We start from the raw sequence: 16,353 nt of genomic DNA on the forward strand, positions 1-16,353 counted from the left end.
CCATCTGTTCATCATTTTCTCTGAACGATAAATGGACATCCTATGCGTTATCTGGCAGCGCTAATCCCCGTATTTGCTTTACTGGCTGCCTGTAGCAGTCAGCCAAAAGGAGTACCGGCCACACCGCAAGGCAATCCGTTTAAAGGCCATAGTACTTTTTTGCTGAAACCCTCACACAGCGGTACGTTACCGGGCGGGGACTTTGCTAATAATCAGGCAGCTAATGCATTTGTTGATGAGATGGTGCGTAAGCACGGTTTTGATCGCGAGCAATTGCATAACGTACTTGCGCAAGCCAAAAATCTCGATTGGGTAGTTCGCCTGATGGATCGTCAGGCACCTGTTACGGCTAAGGGGCCGGGCGGGCCAAATGGCGCCTGGATCCGCTATCGCAACAAATTCATCACTCCGGCAAACGTTCAAAACGGTGTGGCATTCTGGAATCAATATCAGGATGCATTACAACGCGCCCGGCAGAAATATGGTGTCCCCCCGGAAATTATCGTTGGCATTATCGGTGTAGAGACCCGCTGGGGACGCGTAATGGGTAAAACGCGCATCCTCGACGCGCTGGCCACGCTCTCCTTTAACTATCCACGACGCGCCCGGTATTTCAGCGGCGAGCTGGAAACCTTCCTGCTGATGGCGCGTGAAGAGGATGACGACCCGCTTGATCTGCGAGGTTCCTTCGCCGGGGCGATGGGTTACGGTCAGTTTATGCCATCGGCGTTTAAGCAGTACGCTGTTGACTTTAACGGTGACGGACATATCAACCTGTGGGATCCGGTCGATGCCATAGGCAGCGTGGCGCACTACTTCCAGGCGCACGGGTGGCTCACTAACGGCACCGTGGCGGTAGAAGCCAATGGCCAGGCGCCCGGCCTTGCAAGCGGCTTCAAAACTCGCTATACCGTCGCTTCGCTGGCTGCTGCCGGACTTTCTCCTCATATTCATCTGGAGCAGAATCAACAGGTCAGTCTGCTTAAATTTGATATGGGTACTCGTTACCAATACTGGTACGGCCTGCCGAACTTCTATGCCATCACTCGCTATAACCACAGCAACCACTATGCGATGGCAGTATGGCAACTGGGCCTGGCAGTGCGTGATTCACGCTAAGCCCTGGCGGCATTGTGACCATTGTTAAATTGATACGGCGTAAAAAAGTTTGACTGGAAGTCTTGAAGCCACGCCGCAAAAACACCCGTGTCAGCGCCTTGTTGCGCGAAAAAGTGCTACTCTTTCGTTCTGAATGAATCGGGAAGAGGAGAGTGGCATGACGGATAACGAACTCACTCAGTTGAGCTTGCGAATTGGCCAGCTATTGCTGGCGCGTGGCGCGAGCGTGGCCACCGCGGAATCCTGCACCGGGGGGTGGATTGCCAAAGTTCTGACGGATGTTGCCGGAAGCTCTGCCTGGTTCCAACGAGGTTTCGTTACTTACAGTAACGAAGCCAAGCAGCAGATGACTGGCGTGACGGAACAGTCGCTGGCGCATTTCGGTGCCGTAAGCGAACAGGTGGTCAGTGAAATGGCCCGGGGAGCACTGCGAGAAGCCAGTGTGCAGTATGCCATATCGGTCAGTGGCATTGCCGGACCGGACGGCGGCAGCGTAGAAAAACCGGTGGGCACGGTGTGGTTTGGTTTCGCCTCAGCCAGTGGTGAAGTGTTAACGCTGGTGCGCTGTTTTAACGGCGACCGTGAAGCGGTTCGCCGGCAGGCAACGGGCTGGGCATTGCAAACGTTGCATGACCATTTTCTCAAAAATTAAGCTTGATACTGTATGATTATACAGTATAATCAGTGCATATTTTACCGAAAAAGCAACGTTCGCGTGTGCTTTACCCGCATGATTAGGAGTAGAAATGGCTATCGATGACAACAAGCAAAAAGCACTGGCTGCAGCGCTGGGCCAGATTGAAAAGCAGTTTGGTAAGGGCTCCATCATGCGCCTGGGTGAAGACCGCACCATGGACGTGGAGACCATCTCTACCGGCTCTTTGTCGCTGGATATCGCGCTGGGTGCAGGTGGCCTGCCGATGGGGCGCATCGTTGAAATTTACGGCCCGGAGTCTTCAGGTAAAACCACCCTGACTTTGCAGGTTATTGCCGCCGCACAGCGTAAAGGTAAGACCTGTGCGTTTATCGATGCCGAGCACGCGCTGGACCCGGTTTATGCCAAAAAACTGGGCGTGGACATCGATAATTTACTGTGCTCTCAGCCAGATACCGGCGAGCAAGCGCTGGAGATCTGTGATGCGCTGGCGCGTTCTGGCGCTGTTGATGTGATCATTGTTGACTCCGTTGCGGCGTTGACGCCAAAAGCAGAAATCGAGGGGGAAATCGGCGACTCTCACATGGGCCTTGCGGCGCGTATGATGAGCCAGGCAATGCGTAAGCTGGCCGGTAACCTGAAAAACTCCGGGACGCTGCTGATCTTTATCAACCAGATCCGTATGAAAATTGGTGTGATGTTCGGTAACCCGGAAACCACCACCGGCGGTAATGCGCTGAAGTTTTACGCCTCTGTCCGTCTGGATATTCGCCGTATCGGCGCCATTAAAGAGGGCGACGAAGTGGTGGGCAGCGAAACTCGCGTTAAAGTGGTGAAAAACAAGGTTGCAGCGCCGTTCAAGCAGGCTGAATTCCAGATTCTGTACGGTGAGGGTATTAACATCTTCGGTGAACTGGTCGACCTGGGCGTTAAGCACAAGCTGATTGAAAAAGCAGGCGCATGGTACAGTTATAACGGCGACAAAATTGGTCAAGGTAAAGCTAACGCGGGCAACTTCTTGAAGGAAAACCCAGCTATTGCCAATGAAATCGATGCTAAACTACGCGCAATGCTGTTGGGTAACCAGGACGACAAGCCTGATTTTGTCCCGGCTGCGCACGAAGTGGACGCAGAAAGCGAAGCTAACGAAATCCTTTGATGCCTTTGAGCGTCTCTCTTTTTTGGGCGCTCAATGCTGCCGTCATAACATGATGATGCTTGTTGAAAGGAGGCAGCCGGATTGCCTCCTTCCGTCATTTAAGAACTCACCGCTCCGAACAAGCGATACATCAGCTTATCCTTCCCTTTTTTATGCGATTTTACTCGCATGCATCGACACCAAACGCTACCCTTAATTTCCTGTTTGATTTATTAAATTTGTGGACGCCGCCATGTCAGATACCACTGAGCGAACCCAGTATGCGAAACTGCTGGAACGTGCAATGCGTATTCTCGCGATGCGCGATCATAGCGAAGCGGAGTTCCGCCGTAAGTTGGTCCAATCCTGTGAGCGCGCAGCCCGATTCAACAAAAGTGAAAATCAGCCTGAACCACCGGGCGCGGAACAGCTCGATCGGGTTGTTGGCTGGTGCTTTCAGCATGGCTGGCTGGATGATGCGCGTTTCGCTGAACGCTATGTCGCAGGGCGAAGTTGCAAGGGCTACGGGCCGCAGCGCATCCGTTTGGAGCTGGGGCAGAAGGGCGTTGTCAAAAGCTTGATTGATGAAGCATTATTCAACGCCGAAATTGACTGGCAGAGTCAGGCGTTTGCGCTGGCCGAACGCAAATTCGGGCACCCCTTTCCAGTGGAGTGGAAGCAAAGAGCTAAAGTGCAACGCTATTTGATGACTAAAGGCTTCTTTATGGAAGATATTCGGGCAATTTTCGAGAATTTTGATGATTGACCATCGATCCGATTTTACTTCCCCCTGAAGAAAATTTATCTTATCCCTCACTTATTGTTCGTGTGTCGTTGCAGGCGAAGCAACAGCGGCGTAGTAAGACCCACGAAATATTCGTTAGCGTTATTCAGGACAAATATGAGCAAGAGCACTGCGGAGATTCGTCAAGCGTTTCTCGACTTTTTCCAGAGCAAGGGACATCAGGTTGTAGCCAGTAGCTCCCTCGTTCCTCACAATGACCCGACGCTGCTGTTTACCAATGCCGGGATGAACCAGTTTAAAGACGTATTCCTTGGTCAGGATAAGCGCAACTATACACGCGCTGCCAGTTCGCAGCGTTGCGTACGCGCAGGTGGTAAACACAACGATCTGGAAAATGTAGGTTATACCGCTCGCCATCACACCTTCTTCGAGATGCTTGGCAACTTCAGCTTTGGTGATTACTTCAAGCATGAAGCCATTGCTTTTGCCTGGGAACTGCTGACCAGTTCCCAATGGTTTGGCCTGCCGAAAGAAAAATTATGGGTTACCGTTTACGAGACCGATGACGAAGCCTTTAATATCTGGGAAAAAGAGATCGGCGTGCCGCGTGAACGCATCATTCGCATCGGCGACAATAAAGGCAGCGCTTACGCTTCTGATAACTTCTGGCAAATGGGCGATACCGGTCCATGCGGCCCATGCTCTGAGATCTTCTTCGACCACGGCGACCATATCTGGGGCGGCCCGCCAGGCAGCCCGGAAGAAGACGGTGACCGTTACATTGAGATCTGGAACATCGTCTTTATGCAGTTTAACCGTCAGGCTGACGGTACTATGTTGCCGCTGCCCAAGCCTTCTGTCGATACCGGGATGGGCCTTGAGCGCATTACAGCCGTGCTGCAGCATGTCAATTCCAACTATGAAATCGACCTGTTCGCCCAGCTGATTCAATCAGTGGCACAGGTAACCGGTGCAACGGACCTCAGTAACAAATCACTGCGCGTTATTGCCGACCACATCCGTTCATGCGCTTTCCTTATTGCGGATGGTGTGATCCCATCCAATGAAAACCGCGGCTATGTATTGCGTCGTATTATTCGCCGTGCGGTGCGTCATGGCAACATGCTGGGCGCGGAAGGAACCTTCTTCTACAAACTGGTGGCTCCGCTGATTGCCGTTATGGGCGCAGCCGGTGATGACCTGAAAAGCCAGCAATCACAGGTTGAACAGGTGCTTAGAACTGAAGAAGAGCAATTTGCAAAAACGCTGGAGCGCGGTCTGGCACTGCTTGATGAAGAGCTTGAAAACCTGCAGGGCGATATGCTGGATGGTGAAACCGTATTCCGTTTATATGACACCTTCGGTTTCCCGGTCGACTTGACCGCAGATGTTTGCCGTGAGCGTAACCTGAAAATTGATGAAGCAGGATTCGAGCGTGCGATGGAGCAACAGCGTCAGCGTGCGCGTGATGCCAGTGGTTTTGGCTCCGATTACAACAATGTGATCCGCATCGATCAGGCATCAGAATTCAAAGGTTACCAGCAGTTGCAACTTAATGCCGCGATTAGTGCCATCTTCGTTGACGGGCAGGCTGCTAACACGATTAGCGCCGGTCAGGAAGGGGTTATCGTGCTTGATGCCACGCCGTTCTATGCTGAATCAGGTGGCCAGGTTGGTGACACCGGTAAGCTACAAGGCAACAGCGCCAGCTTTATCGTCAGCAACACTCAGAAATACGCACAGGCGATTGGTCATAGCGGTAAGCTGGCTATTGGCGAGCTGCGTGTCGGCGATTGCGTGGCGGCACAGGTTGACGAGGCGCGTCGTGCGCGGATCCGTCTCAACCACTCGGCAACCCATCTGCTGCATGCGGCTTTACGCCAGGTGCTGGGCCAACATGTGTCGCAGAAAGGTTCGTTAGTCAATGATACATATCTGCGTTTTGATTTCTCGCAGTTCGAAGCCATGACGCCGCAGGAAATGCGTCAGGTAGAAGAGATCGTCAATGCTCAGATCCGCCGTAACTTGCCGATTGAAACCAATATTATGGAGTTGGAAGCGGCTAAAGCTCACGGTGCCATGGCGCTGTTTGGCGAGAAGTATGATGACCATGTGCGCGTTCTGAGCATGGGCGACTTTTCGACTGAGCTGTGCGGCGGCACGCATGCCAGCCGTACCGGTGATATTGGCCTGTTCCGTATCACCTCTGAATCTGGGACTGCGGCGGGTGTGCGTCGCATCGAAGCGGTAACAGGTGAAGGTGCGCTGGCGTTACTGTATAGCCAGAATGAACAGCTGGTGGATATTGCTCAGCTGGTGAAAGCCAATCACAGCAATCTGAATGAAAAAGTTCGTGCGCTGATTGACCACGCGCGCGCGCTTGAAAAGCAGTTACAGCAGTTGAAAGATCAGCAGGCTGCGCAAGAAAGTGCATCCCTTAGTAGTAAAGCCATTGCGGTAAAAGGCACCAAGCTGCTGGTTAGCGAACTGAGTGATGTAGAGCCGAAAATGCTGCGTACGATGGTAGACGATCTGAAAAATCAGCTTGGTTCGGCGATTATTGTACTGGCAACCGTTGCCGACGGCAAAGTCTCTCTGATTACCGGTGTAACGAAGGATCTGACCGACCGTATCAAAGCGGGTGAGCTGGTAGGTGAACTTGCTCAAAAAGTAGGCGGTAAAGGCGGTGGCCGCCCTGATATGGCTCAGGCGGGCGGTACGGATGCAATGGCTTTGCCGGCTGCATTGGCCGGCGTTGAGTCATGGGTTGCGGCGAAACTGTCCTAGTTTCTCACAACAATTTGAGCTACAGAAAGATGGCAAAGTCGTTAAGCCCGATGAACTTATGGCTTACTGTGTTTCAGGTTAACTCAACCCTGCCCGGAGCAGATTCAGGCCCCGGGCAGAGTGGCCAGGCCCTGTGATGGGGCGTTTAACGCAGTCGGGATGCCTGCAGCGTCAAATAATGTGGTAAAAACACGTATCGCAAAGAGGTGTAACGAGGGAAAAGCTCTGGTGCTTATTACCGACAATGCGCCCCTGTAATCATAAAGTCGGGTTGATGACGTGGTTTTCGGCTAAACTAAATATTAGCGGAATGTATTGGTAGCCAGGTGCACGACGAGTGTATTTGCCTTATCCAGCGTTTAGCGTTATATGATGGATAATGCCGGGACGCAGTGAACCCGACTCTTTTAATCTTTCAAGGAGCAAAGAATGCTTATTCTAACTCGTCGAGTTGGTGAAACCCTCATGATCGGTGATGAGGTGACTGTAACTGTGCTGGGAGTCAAAGGTAACCAGGTACGTATTGGTGTGAATGCCCCTAAAGAAGTCTCGGTGCATCGCGAAGAGATCTATCAGCGTATACAGGCCGAAAAGACGCAGCAAACGAGTTACTAACGCATCCTGCGCCTCGCTCTTTGTAGCGAGGCGCTATCGTTCCTGGCTTTATCTTCTCCACCTCTGCCTGCTTTCCTCTTCCAGCTGGCCCATTCTTCCATTTTTCCGTCAGGTTTTTCCATTAAGCTGGTTTAGGCACAGCCTCGCCGTTGGTAGCTCTTCGGCATTCTTTGTTGATTAATCACTCTTTTTGTCGTCAAAATGGTCACATTGCGTGGCATTTGTGCAATCAAACACCACTGGCAAAAAAAGCGGGAGAAATTGTTTGACTTACAACGCCCAGGAAGTAATATGTGCGCCACGCAGTGCCGATGAGCAGTCAGAACGCTAAGAAGCACAACTCGAAAGAGTGCTAGTGGTGAGGTGGCCGAGAGGCTGAAGGCGCTCCCCTGCTAAGGGAGTATGCGGTCAAAAGCTGCATCCGGGGTTCGAATCCCCGCCTCACCGCCATTTTGCATCCATAGCTCAGCTGGATAGAGTACTCGGCTACGAACCGAGCGGTCGGAGGTTCGAATCCTCCTGGATGCACCATATTTTGCAGTACCGGAAGCAACCTTGGGTTGGCATGCTTGAGAAGTCGTCACGGCCAGCGCCAGGGAGGATAACGTTGCTTTAGCAACAGCCCTAAAGGGACAGGCAAAGCCGAATCATCCTCCCGGATGCACCGTATTGCTAAAGCTGATTATAGCTTGTTCAGCTTTGAGTCGTATTAATGCGGAATTAACTTTCCGCACCAAAGTAAGTTAGCAGCACACTGTGTTGTACGAGAATTAAAAATGCATCCATAGCTCAGCTGGATAGAGTACTCGGCTACGAACCGAGCGGTCGGAGGTTCGAATCCTCCTGGATGCACCATTCTTGGGTCTCTCCCTCAGTTTTGCGCTTTACCCCTCACAATAAATTTAAATGCATCCATAGCTCAGCTGGATAGAGTACTCGGCTACGAACCGAGCGGTCGGAGGTTCGAATCCTCCTGGATGCACCATATTCTGTCACATTACAGACATCCTTGCGTTGGCACGAGGCAGAAGTCGCCACGGTCGCCCCTTGCGGCATTACGCTGCTTTTACAACCACCCGCAGGTTAATGCGTAGCCAAATAATCCTTCAGGATGCCTGGCCTTACTTGTTGTAAACCGATGGTTTTTCTACGGCAGCGCCCGTAACTCCCCGTGATGAGTATCAATTCCCCTGCCAGACTTCTTCTTTAGCACCGATCGGATTTGACGTCTTCACGACTATCAAAATGTTGCTGCTGCACTCACAAAGCGACAATCACGCTGCTTTTAAGCTAAAGTAATCACTCCGCTATCATGATGGACACAAGAATGTACGATGACTACGATGGCTTGATCTTCGATATGGATGGCACCATTCTCAACACTGAGCCAACTCACCTCCTCGCCTGGCGTCAGGTTCTGGTGCAATACGGGCTGGACTTTGAAGAAAAGGCTCTTGTCGGCCTGAGTGGCTCTCCGGCCTGGCGGATCGCACAGGCGATCCTCATCCATAATCAAAGCGATCTCGATCCTCATCAGCTGGCTGCTGAAAAAACGCGACTATTGAAAACCATGCTGTTTGACACCGTACAGCCACTGCCACTTATTGAAGTGGTGAAAGCTTACAAGGGACGTCGACCAATGGCGGTAGGGACCGGTAGTGAGAACGCGATGGCAGTTGCGCTGTTGCAGCACCTGAGTTTGCACAATTATTTCGATGCTATCGTCGGAGCAGACGATGTTAAACGTCATAAGCCCGAACCTGATACATTTCTGCGCTGCGCCGAATTAATTGGCGTCCCTGCTGCGCGCTGTGTGGTGTTCGAGGATGCAGACTTTGGCTTACAGGCGGCACGCGCTGCAGGAATGGATGCGGTGGATGTCAGACAACTGTGAGTGAGTGGTTGTCTTATGTTTCGATGTTGACCAGTAGTTTCTTCAGCGCCACGTTATTGCCCGGCAGTTCGGAAGCAGTGCTGGTCGGACTGATGCTGGCAGACAAGATTTCTGTCAGCGCGCTGGTGATAACTGCTGCACTGGGTAATACCCTGGGAGGTTTAACCAACATTGTTATTGGCCGTTTTATACCGCAAAAAAATCAGGGGCGATGGCACGGTACAGCCGTGCTATGGCTAAGGCGTCTGGGGCCGGCTGCACTGCTTTTCAGTTGGTTACCTGTTATAGGTGATCTGCTATGCGTTGTTGCCGGATGGCTACGTTTTCCCTGGCTGCCGATGGTGATTTTTCTCGCCATCGGTAAGACCTTACGCTACATCTTGCTGGCGGCCGCAACACTTCAGGGCATGGAATGGTGGCATTGATTCGCTTTCAGGCGGCGCTACGATTAAGATTATGCTTAACAATAATAAGTTTTCTCACAGCGGGAGGTCAATTTGATCCCGGATTTATCTCAGGCCCTTTTATGGTTGGAAGCTCATCCTGACGCACTGAAAGGCATCGGTCGCGGTATCGAGCGTGAAACGCTGCGCGTCAGTCCCGATGGATTCCTGGCAACCACCGCTCACCCGGCTTCCCTTGGTTCGGCCTTAACGCATAAGTGGATAACCACAGACTTCGCGGAAGCGTTGTTGGAATTCATTACGCCGGTCGATCGGGATATCGATCATCTGCTGGCATTTTTACGTGATATCCACCGTCATGTCGCCCGTGAGCTTGGCGAAGAGCGTATGTGGCCAATGAGCATGCCGTGCAGGGTAGACCCCGAGCAGGATATAGAACTGGCGCAATATGGCTCTTCAAACATCGGTCAGATGAAAACGCTTTATCGCCAGGGGCTGAAGAATCGCTATGGCGCGCTGATGCAGATCATCTCCGGCGTGCACTACAACTTCTCCCTACCGCTCTCTTTCTGGCAGGCGTGGGCTGGCGTAAAAGATGCGGAAAGTGGTAAAGAGGCGATCTCCGCGGGTTATCTGCAACTGATACGTAATTACTATCGTTTTGGTTGGGTGATCCCTTACCTGTTCGGTGCTTCTCCGGCTGTCTGTTCATCCTTCCTGCAGGGTAAAGAGAGCACATTGCCGTTCGAGCGCAGCGATAAAGGCCTGCTGTCACTGCCGTTTGCAACCTCGCTGCGCCTCAGCGATCTTGGCTACACCAATAAGTCGCAAAGCAGTCTGGAGATGACTTTCAACCACCTGCCAGACTATATTGCAGGTCTGAAAGCGGCGATTAAAACCCCGTCAGAGGAATTTGCCGCGATGGGGGTAAAGAACAGCGCTGGCGACTGGCTGCAGCTGAACACGAACGTGCTCCAGATAGAAAATGAGTTGTATGCGCCCGTCCGTCCTAAGCGAGTTACGCGATCGGGAGAAGCGCCCTCCGACGCGCTACAACGCGGTGGCATTGAATATATCGAGGTGCGTTCACTGGATATCAATCCGTTCTCACCGACAGGTGTGGACGCCGATCAGGTGCGTTTCCTCGACCTGTTCCTTATCTGGTGTACGCTGGCAGATGCGCCGGAGATGAACAGCGCCGAGCTTGCCTGTACGCGCAAGAACTGGGATCTGGTTATTACTGAAGGGCGCAAGCCCGGACTCACTCTCGTTATGGGCTGTAGTGAAACACAGTATGCGCTGGTTGATTTGGGGAAAATGCTGTTTAACGATCTGCGTCGCATTGCGGAAACGCTGGATAGCCAGGGCGACAATCAACTTTATCAGCAAGTGTGTGACCGTCTGATTGCATCCTTTGATGACCCGGATTTGACCTGTTCCGCGCGTTTTCTGCAAATGCTTAAAGAGAACGGCATCGAAGCGACCGGGCTGGCACTGGCCGGGCAATACCGCGCCCAGCTGTGCGCAGAACCACTGGAGGTGTTGACCGGGCAGCGCTTTAGCGATGAAGCGCAACGTTCGCGGTTCAGTCAGCAAGAAACAGAAGAAAGTGATACGCTTAGCTTCGAAGCCTTTTTACAAAGCAAAAGCTAGCGCCAAAAGAAAAAGGCCACGTCACTGTGGCCTAAATTAACATCTCTGTTGTCAGGGATGAGATGATGATAACAAATACGCGTCTTTCATATACTGAGACGTCTGGCGATCGAGAAAGTTTCATCGCATCAAAAATAAATCAATTTTTTGAGGTAACCATATGCCATTGCTGGATAGCTTTACCGTCGATCACACCATCATGGCTGCTCCTGCCGTGCGCGTAGCCAAGACTATGCAGACTCCTCATGGCGACACCATCACGGTTTTCGACTTGCGTTTCTGTCGTCCCAACAAAGAAGTGTTGCCTGAGCGCGGCATTCACACGCTGGAACATCTGTTTGCTGGCTTTATGCGCGATCACCTGAACGGCAACGGTGTGGAAATCATCGATATTTCTCCCATGGGATGCCGTACCGGTTTTTACATGAGTCTGATTGGCGTGCCGGACGAGCAGCGTGTGGCCCAGGCGTGGAAGGCGGCGATGGGTGATGTGTTGAAAGTTGCCGACCAGCGTCAGATCCCCGAGCTGAATGAGTATCAGTGTGGTACTTATGAAATGCACTCGCTGGATGAAGCGCAGGATATCGCCCGTCATATCATCGAAAAGGATATTCGCGTTAACCGCAACGATGAGCTGGCACTGCCAAAAGAGAAGCTGAAAGAACTGCATATTTAGTCAGTTGCCAGAAGAGAAAAGGCGGCCATAATGTGGTCGCCTTTTTTACCGGGGCAAATCGGGCTATGAACCGATAGACTCTTTCAGCGGTTTTTGTGGCGTAATGCGCACCTGCTTAATCATGTTCTCCTGAACATCAAGAATATCTACCGCGTAATGAGAAATATGAACGGTGACCCCCGCTAACGGAATATCCTGAATTTCCTCCAGGATCATACCGTTAATGGTGCGGGCATCCGCTTCCGGCAGTGTCCAGTTAAACACCTTATTCAGTTCGCGAATGTTGGCGCTGCCTTCGATAAGTACCGAACCGTCGTTTTGCGGCATCACTTCTTCTGCCAGCGTGGGCGACATCGAAGTGGTGAAATCACCCACAATCTCTTCGAGGATATCTTCAATGGTGACCAGGCCTTTTACGTCGCCATATTCATCGACTACCAGTCCGACCTTTTCTTTATTGCGCTGGAACTTCACCAGTTGTACGTTCAGCGGGGTGCCCTCCGGCACGTAGTAGATCTCATCCGCTGCGCGCAGCATCACCTCTTTGGTGAACTCTTTTTCTCCGTCATCAGGCGATAGGCCTCGCGCACGCGCAGCATACTGATGGTGTCGTCGAGCGAGTCGCGATACAGCACGATGCGGCCATGCGGCGAGTGAGTCAGCTGGCGCACAATGGATTTCCAGTCATCGTTAATATTGATACCGACGATCTCATTGCGCGGTACCATGATGTCATCGACATTGACCTTCTCCAGATCCAGTACCGACAGCAGCATATCCTGGTTGCGGCGCGACATTAACGAACGTGATTCATAGACAATGGTGCGCAGTTCTTCCTTGCTCAAAGCGCCGCTGATAGCACCCTCACTGCTGATCCCCACCATGCGCATCAGCAGGCGTGTAATCGTATTCAGCAGCCATACCAGCGGCATCATCACCACCTGAAGCGGCCCCAGCAGGATGCTACTGGGAAAGGCGACCTTTTCCGGATACAGCGCCGCAACGGTTTTCGGCAGTACTTCAGAGAAAATCAGCACCAGAAAAGTTAATACGCCAGTAGCAATTGCCACGCCGGCATCACCGTACAGGCGCATACCGACAATCGTCGCCAGCGCCGAAGCCAGAATGTTCACCAGATTATTGCCAATCAATACCAGGCTGATAAGACGGTCAGGACGGCGCAGAAGTTTCTCAACGCGGCGTGCGGCGCGGTTGCCGTTCTTAGCCTGATGACGCAGCTTGTAACGGTTAAGCGTCATCATGCCGGTTTCGGAGCCGGAAAAGTACGCTGATACCAGAATCATAACGACCAACGTAATAATCAGGGCAGTGGTTGAAACATGTTCCAAGAGGGGTCCTTGTGGCTAAATCAGGAGGTCAAAAGGTGCTGTAGCAGGCGGCTACCGAAGTAGGACATAGTGAGTAAAAATGCGCCGCCGCAGTTGAACCACACCACGCGCCTGCCGCGCCAGCCCTCATGGTAGTGGCCCCAAAGCAGCAGGATATAAAGGAACCATGCAGCGATTGACAGCACCGCTTTATCAATATTTTCGCGGCTGAACAGGTCGTGCATAAAGAATAATCCGGTGCACAGCACCAGCGTAAGCAGCACAACGCCAATCTGAGTAATGTGGAACATCTTGCGTTCGATAGTCATCAGTGGAGGAATATCGGTATTAAATGCCAGCTTCTTATTTTTCAGCAACCAGTCAATCCAGGCGAGCTGTAACGCGTACAGCGCGGCAATAATTAAGGTGGCATAAGCAAACAGCGCCAGGCCAATATGCACCATCATCCCCGGTGTGGTTTCCAGATGGGTAATGAAGGCATTGGGAACAAAGGTGGCGAACGCCAGGTTGATCAGCGCAAAGCTGTACACTACTGGCAGCAGGATCCAGCCACGGTTACGAGAGGCGACAATGGTCATTATAAAACAGATAAGCAGGCTCACCAGTGAAGCAATATTCAGCAGGCTAAGGTTTTGTCCGCCATTCAGAACAAAAATACGCTGTTCCAACGCCACGGCATGGCACACCAGGGCAACGACGGCGGAGAGCACCGCCAGACGCCGCCATGTGCTGTTTTTGCGCAGCAGGCTGGGAATGATCAGGGCAAGGCTGAATGAGTAGGCAAATAGCGCCAGAATCGCAATTACGGACATAGCTTTCGTCAGATACCGACCGGATAGGGAAAAAATCAGTATAGCGTCAGCAACGGCTGGCTCCAAACGATCTCATCGCATATGGCTGAGATCCCAGCGGGATCATGTTATAATCGCTTCAATTGTGTCGCCACGGCGGCCTCTCATTACGTTGAGCGAGAGACGATGTTTGATAATTTAACCGATAGACTATCGCAAACCCTGCGCAATATCAGCGGCCGTGGACGGCTGACAGAAGACAACATTAAAGACACGCTGCGCGAAGTGCGCATGGCGCTACTGGAAGCAGACGTTGCGCTGCCGGTAGTGCGTGACTTTATCGGTCGTGTAAAAGAGCGCGCCGTTGGTCAGGAAGTGAACAAAAGCCTGACGCCGGGTCAGGAGTTCGTCAAAATTGTGAAAAACGAACTGGTGGCGGCAATGGGTGAGGAGAATAACACTCTGAACCTGGCGGCACAGCCTCCGGCGGTGATTTTGATGGCGGGCCTGCAGGGGGCGGGTAAAACCACCAGCGTTGGTAAACTCGGTAAATTCTTGCGTGAAAAGCACAAGAAAAAAGTGCTGGTGGTTTCTGCCGACGTTTATCGCCCGGCGGCAATCAAACAGCTTGAAACCCTGGCGGAGCAGGTCGGGGTAGATTTTTGTCCTTCTGATCTGACTCAGCAGCCGGTCGATATCGTCAAAAATGCATTACAGCAGGCGAAGCTGAAATTCTACGATGTGCTGCTGGTGGATACCGCCGGCCGGCTTCACGTTGATGAAGCGATGATGGACGAGATCAAACAGGTTCATGCCGCGATCAACCCGGTAGAAACGCTGTTTGTCGTTGATGCCATGACCGGTCAGGATGCGGCCAATACCGCCAAGGCATTTAACGAAGCGCTGCCGTTGACTGGGGTGGTACTGACGAAAGTGGATGGTGATGCCCGGGGCGGTGCGGCGCTGTCAATTCGTCATATTACCGGTAAACCGATTAAGTTTATGGGGGTCGGTGAGAAAACCGAGGCGCTGGAACCGTTCTACCCGGACCGTATTGCCTCGCGTATTCTTGGCATGGGCGATATGCTGTCGCTGATCGAAGACATTGAAAGTAAGGTAGACCGCGCTCAGGCGGAGAAGCTGGCCAGCAAACTGAAGAAGGGTGACGGCTTCGACCTGAATGACTTCCTCGACCAGCTTAAGCAGATGCGCAATATGGGCGGTATGGCCAGCCTGATGGGTAAACTGCCGGGCATGGGACAGCTGCCGGATAACGTTAAGTCGCAGATGGACGATAAAGTGCTGGTGCGCATGGAAGCGATGATCAATTCCATGACGCGTAAAGAGCGCCAAAAGCCGGAGATTATCAAAGGATCGCGCAAGCGCCGCATTGCAGCCGGTTCGGGTATGCAGGTGCAGGACGTTAACCGCTTGCTGAAGCAGTTCGACGACATGCAGCGCATGATGAAAAAGATGAAAAAGGCGGTATGGCGAAAATGATGCGCGGCATGAAAGGTATGATGCCGCCGGGTTTCCCAGGCCGTTAAGCAGGCCGGAAAATGGCTCTGGCGAATTAGATTGCTTTTTGCGCCAAAATGAGTAAAATTTTCGGGCTTTTTATATTGCACCCGGGCCCCGTTCCCTCAATGGGGCCCGGTTGTTTTATTAACTAAAGAGGATGTTATGGTAACAATTCGTTTGGCACGTCACGGCGCTAAAAAGCGTCCGTTCTATCAGGTCGTCGTCACCGACAGCCGCAATGCTCGCAACGGTCGCTTCATCGAGCGCGTTGGCTTCTTCAACCCGATCGCTTCTGGTCAGGCTGAGCCACTGCGTCTGGATCTGGACCGCATTGAGCACTGGGTTGGCCAGGGTGCTACGCTGTCCGATCGCGTTAACGCGCTGATCAAGCAAGCTAAAAAAGCAGCTTAATCTGTCACGGTGGTCAACATGAGCAAGCAACTCACCGCGCAGCCTCCCGCTAACCCGTTAATTCTGGGGAAGATGGGCTCTGCCTATGGTATTCGTGGTTGGCTCAAAGTGTTTTCCTCCACCGAAGACGCCGAAAGCATTTTTGACTATCAGCCGTGGTTTATTCAGCGTGCAGGTCAATGGCAGCTTGTCGAGCTGGAAGGCTGGAAGCGCCACAATCAGGACATGATCATCAAGGTCAAAGGCATTGACGATCGTGACGCTGCGGGTCTGCTAACCAATTGCGAAATTGTCGTAGATTCAGAGCAACTGCCGCAGCTGGATAACGGCGACTATTACTGGAAAGACCTGATGGGCTGCCAGGTGGTTACCGTTGAAGGCTATGAGCTGGGCAAAGTCATCGATATGATGGAAACCGGTTCAAACGACGTTCTCGTTGTTAAGGCTAACCTGAAGGATGCATTTGGTGTACAGGAGCGGTTGATTCCGTTCCTCGATGAACAGGTTATCAAGAATGTCGATCTCACTACCCGCACCATCAAAGTAGATTGGGATCCTGGTTTTTGAGCTCCGAACAAAACGGTAATACTCCGGC

The 16,353-nt window shown here is 52.2% G+C and carries 13 protein-coding genes, 4 tRNA genes and 2 pseudogenes; 17 read left to right on the forward strand and 2 right to left on the reverse strand.

Annotation, left to right across the window (positions count from 1 at the left end; all coding sequences use genetic code 11):
• Nucleotides 1–42: 42 nt before the first annotated feature.
• The 14 genes from mltB (at nucleotide 43) to luxS (ending at nucleotide 11,686) form a co-directional block, all read left to right on the forward strand.
• Nucleotides 43–1,119 (forward strand): lytic murein transglycosylase B, encoded by a 1,077-nt coding sequence (mltB, locus tag JGC47_RS04030; RefSeq protein ID WP_004155911.1) that lies wholly within the window; start codon nucleotides 43–45, stop codon nucleotides 1,117–1,119.
• A gap of 157 nt (nucleotides 1,120–1,276) precedes the next feature.
• Nucleotides 1,277–1,771, forward strand: a complete 495-nt coding sequence (gene pncC, locus JGC47_RS04035) for a nicotinamide-nucleotide amidase (RefSeq protein ID WP_004155912.1) — start codon at nucleotides 1,277–1,279, stop codon at nucleotides 1,769–1,771.
• 94 nt (nucleotides 1,772–1,865) lie between these two features.
• Nucleotides 1,866–2,933, forward strand: coding sequence for a recombinase RecA (recA, locus tag JGC47_RS04040; RefSeq protein ID WP_004155913.1), 1,068 nt, complete (start codon nucleotides 1,866–1,868; stop codon nucleotides 2,931–2,933).
• Between the two features lie 232 nt (nucleotides 2,934–3,165).
• On the forward strand, nucleotides 3,166–3,678 hold the full coding sequence (locus JGC47_RS04045) for a regulatory protein RecX (protein WP_004155914.1): 513 nt from the start codon (nucleotides 3,166–3,168) through the stop codon (nucleotides 3,676–3,678).
• A 135-nt stretch (nucleotides 3,679–3,813) separates the two neighbouring features.
• On the forward strand, nucleotides 3,814–6,444 hold the full coding sequence (gene alaS / locus JGC47_RS04050; protein WP_004155915.1) for an alanine--tRNA ligase: 2,631 nt from the start codon (nucleotides 3,814–3,816) through the stop codon (nucleotides 6,442–6,444).
• A 429-nt stretch (nucleotides 6,445–6,873) separates the two neighbouring features.
• Nucleotides 6,874–7,059, forward strand: a complete 186-nt coding sequence (gene csrA / locus JGC47_RS04055; protein WP_004155916.1) for a carbon storage regulator CsrA — start codon at nucleotides 6,874–6,876, stop codon at nucleotides 7,057–7,059.
• Nucleotides 7,060–7,416: 357 nt separating this feature from the next.
• Nucleotides 7,417–7,509, forward strand: a tRNA-Ser gene (locus tag JGC47_RS04060).
• Nucleotides 7,510–7,513: 4 nt separating this feature from the next.
• Nucleotides 7,514–7,590 (forward strand) — tRNA-Arg (locus JGC47_RS04065).
• A gap of 247 nt (nucleotides 7,591–7,837) precedes the next feature.
• Nucleotides 7,838–7,914 (forward strand) — tRNA-Arg (locus JGC47_RS04070).
• Nucleotides 7,915–7,967: 53 nt separating this feature from the next.
• Nucleotides 7,968–8,044: transfer RNA gene (locus tag JGC47_RS04075), tRNA-Arg, on the forward strand.
• 342 nt (nucleotides 8,045–8,386) lie between these two features.
• A complete protein-coding gene (gene yqaB, locus JGC47_RS04080) occupies nucleotides 8,387–8,953 on the forward strand; it encodes a fructose-1-phosphate/6-phosphogluconate phosphatase (RefSeq protein ID WP_013036187.1) in 567 nt (188 codons plus the stop codon).
• Between the two features lie 23 nt (nucleotides 8,954–8,976).
• The gene (locus tag JGC47_RS04085; RefSeq protein ID WP_004155918.1) at nucleotides 8,977–9,378 is read left to right on the forward strand and encodes a YqaA family protein; all 402 of its coding nucleotides are present in this window, start codon (nucleotides 8,977–8,979) and stop codon (nucleotides 9,376–9,378) included.
• A 72-nt stretch (nucleotides 9,379–9,450) separates the two neighbouring features.
• Entirely contained in the window at nucleotides 9,451–11,010 is a 1,560-nt protein-coding gene (gshA, locus tag JGC47_RS04090; protein ID WP_004155920.1) for a glutamate--cysteine ligase, read from the forward strand.
• 160 nt (nucleotides 11,011–11,170) lie between these two features.
• The gene (gene luxS / locus JGC47_RS04095) at nucleotides 11,171–11,686 is read left to right on the forward strand and encodes an S-ribosylhomocysteine lyase (protein ID WP_004155926.1); all 516 of its coding nucleotides are present in this window, start codon (nucleotides 11,171–11,173) and stop codon (nucleotides 11,684–11,686) included.
• A 63-nt stretch (nucleotides 11,687–11,749) separates the two neighbouring features.
• Here luxS and JGC47_RS04100 read toward each other — a convergent pair.
• Both JGC47_RS04100 and JGC47_RS04105 read right to left on the reverse strand, forming a co-directional pair.
• Nucleotides 11,750–13,035, reverse strand: a pseudogene (locus JGC47_RS04100) (HlyC/CorC family transporter).
• A 20-nt stretch (nucleotides 13,036–13,055) separates the two neighbouring features.
• On the reverse strand, nucleotides 13,056–13,847 hold the full coding sequence (locus tag JGC47_RS04105) for a cytochrome C assembly family protein (protein ID WP_004155930.1): 792 nt from the start codon (nucleotides 13,845–13,847) through the stop codon (nucleotides 13,056–13,058).
• 165 nt (nucleotides 13,848–14,012) lie between these two features.
• On the opposite strand from JGC47_RS04105, the pseudogene ffh reads away from it, so the two are divergent.
• The 3 genes and pseudogenes from ffh (at nucleotide 14,013) to rimM (ending at nucleotide 16,325) form a co-directional block, all read left to right on the forward strand.
• Nucleotides 14,013–15,373 (forward strand): annotated as a pseudogene (gene ffh, locus JGC47_RS04110) (signal recognition particle protein).
• 136 nt (nucleotides 15,374–15,509) lie between these two features.
• Nucleotides 15,510–15,758: a 30S ribosomal protein S16 gene (rpsP, locus tag JGC47_RS04115; RefSeq protein WP_004155935.1), complete on the forward strand. Its 249-nt coding sequence runs from the start codon at nucleotides 15,510–15,512 to the stop codon at nucleotides 15,756–15,758.
• Nucleotides 15,759–15,776: 18 nt separating this feature from the next.
• The gene (rimM, locus tag JGC47_RS04120) at nucleotides 15,777–16,325 is read left to right on the forward strand and encodes a ribosome maturation factor RimM (RefSeq protein ID WP_004155936.1); all 549 of its coding nucleotides are present in this window, start codon (nucleotides 15,777–15,779) and stop codon (nucleotides 16,323–16,325) included.
• The last annotated feature ends 28 nt before the right edge of the window (nucleotides 16,326–16,353 follow it).

The sequence above is a fragment of the Erwinia amylovora genome, from assembly GCF_017161565.1.
GTDB classification, from domain to species: domain Bacteria; phylum Pseudomonadota; class Gammaproteobacteria; order Enterobacterales; family Enterobacteriaceae; genus Erwinia; species Erwinia amylovora.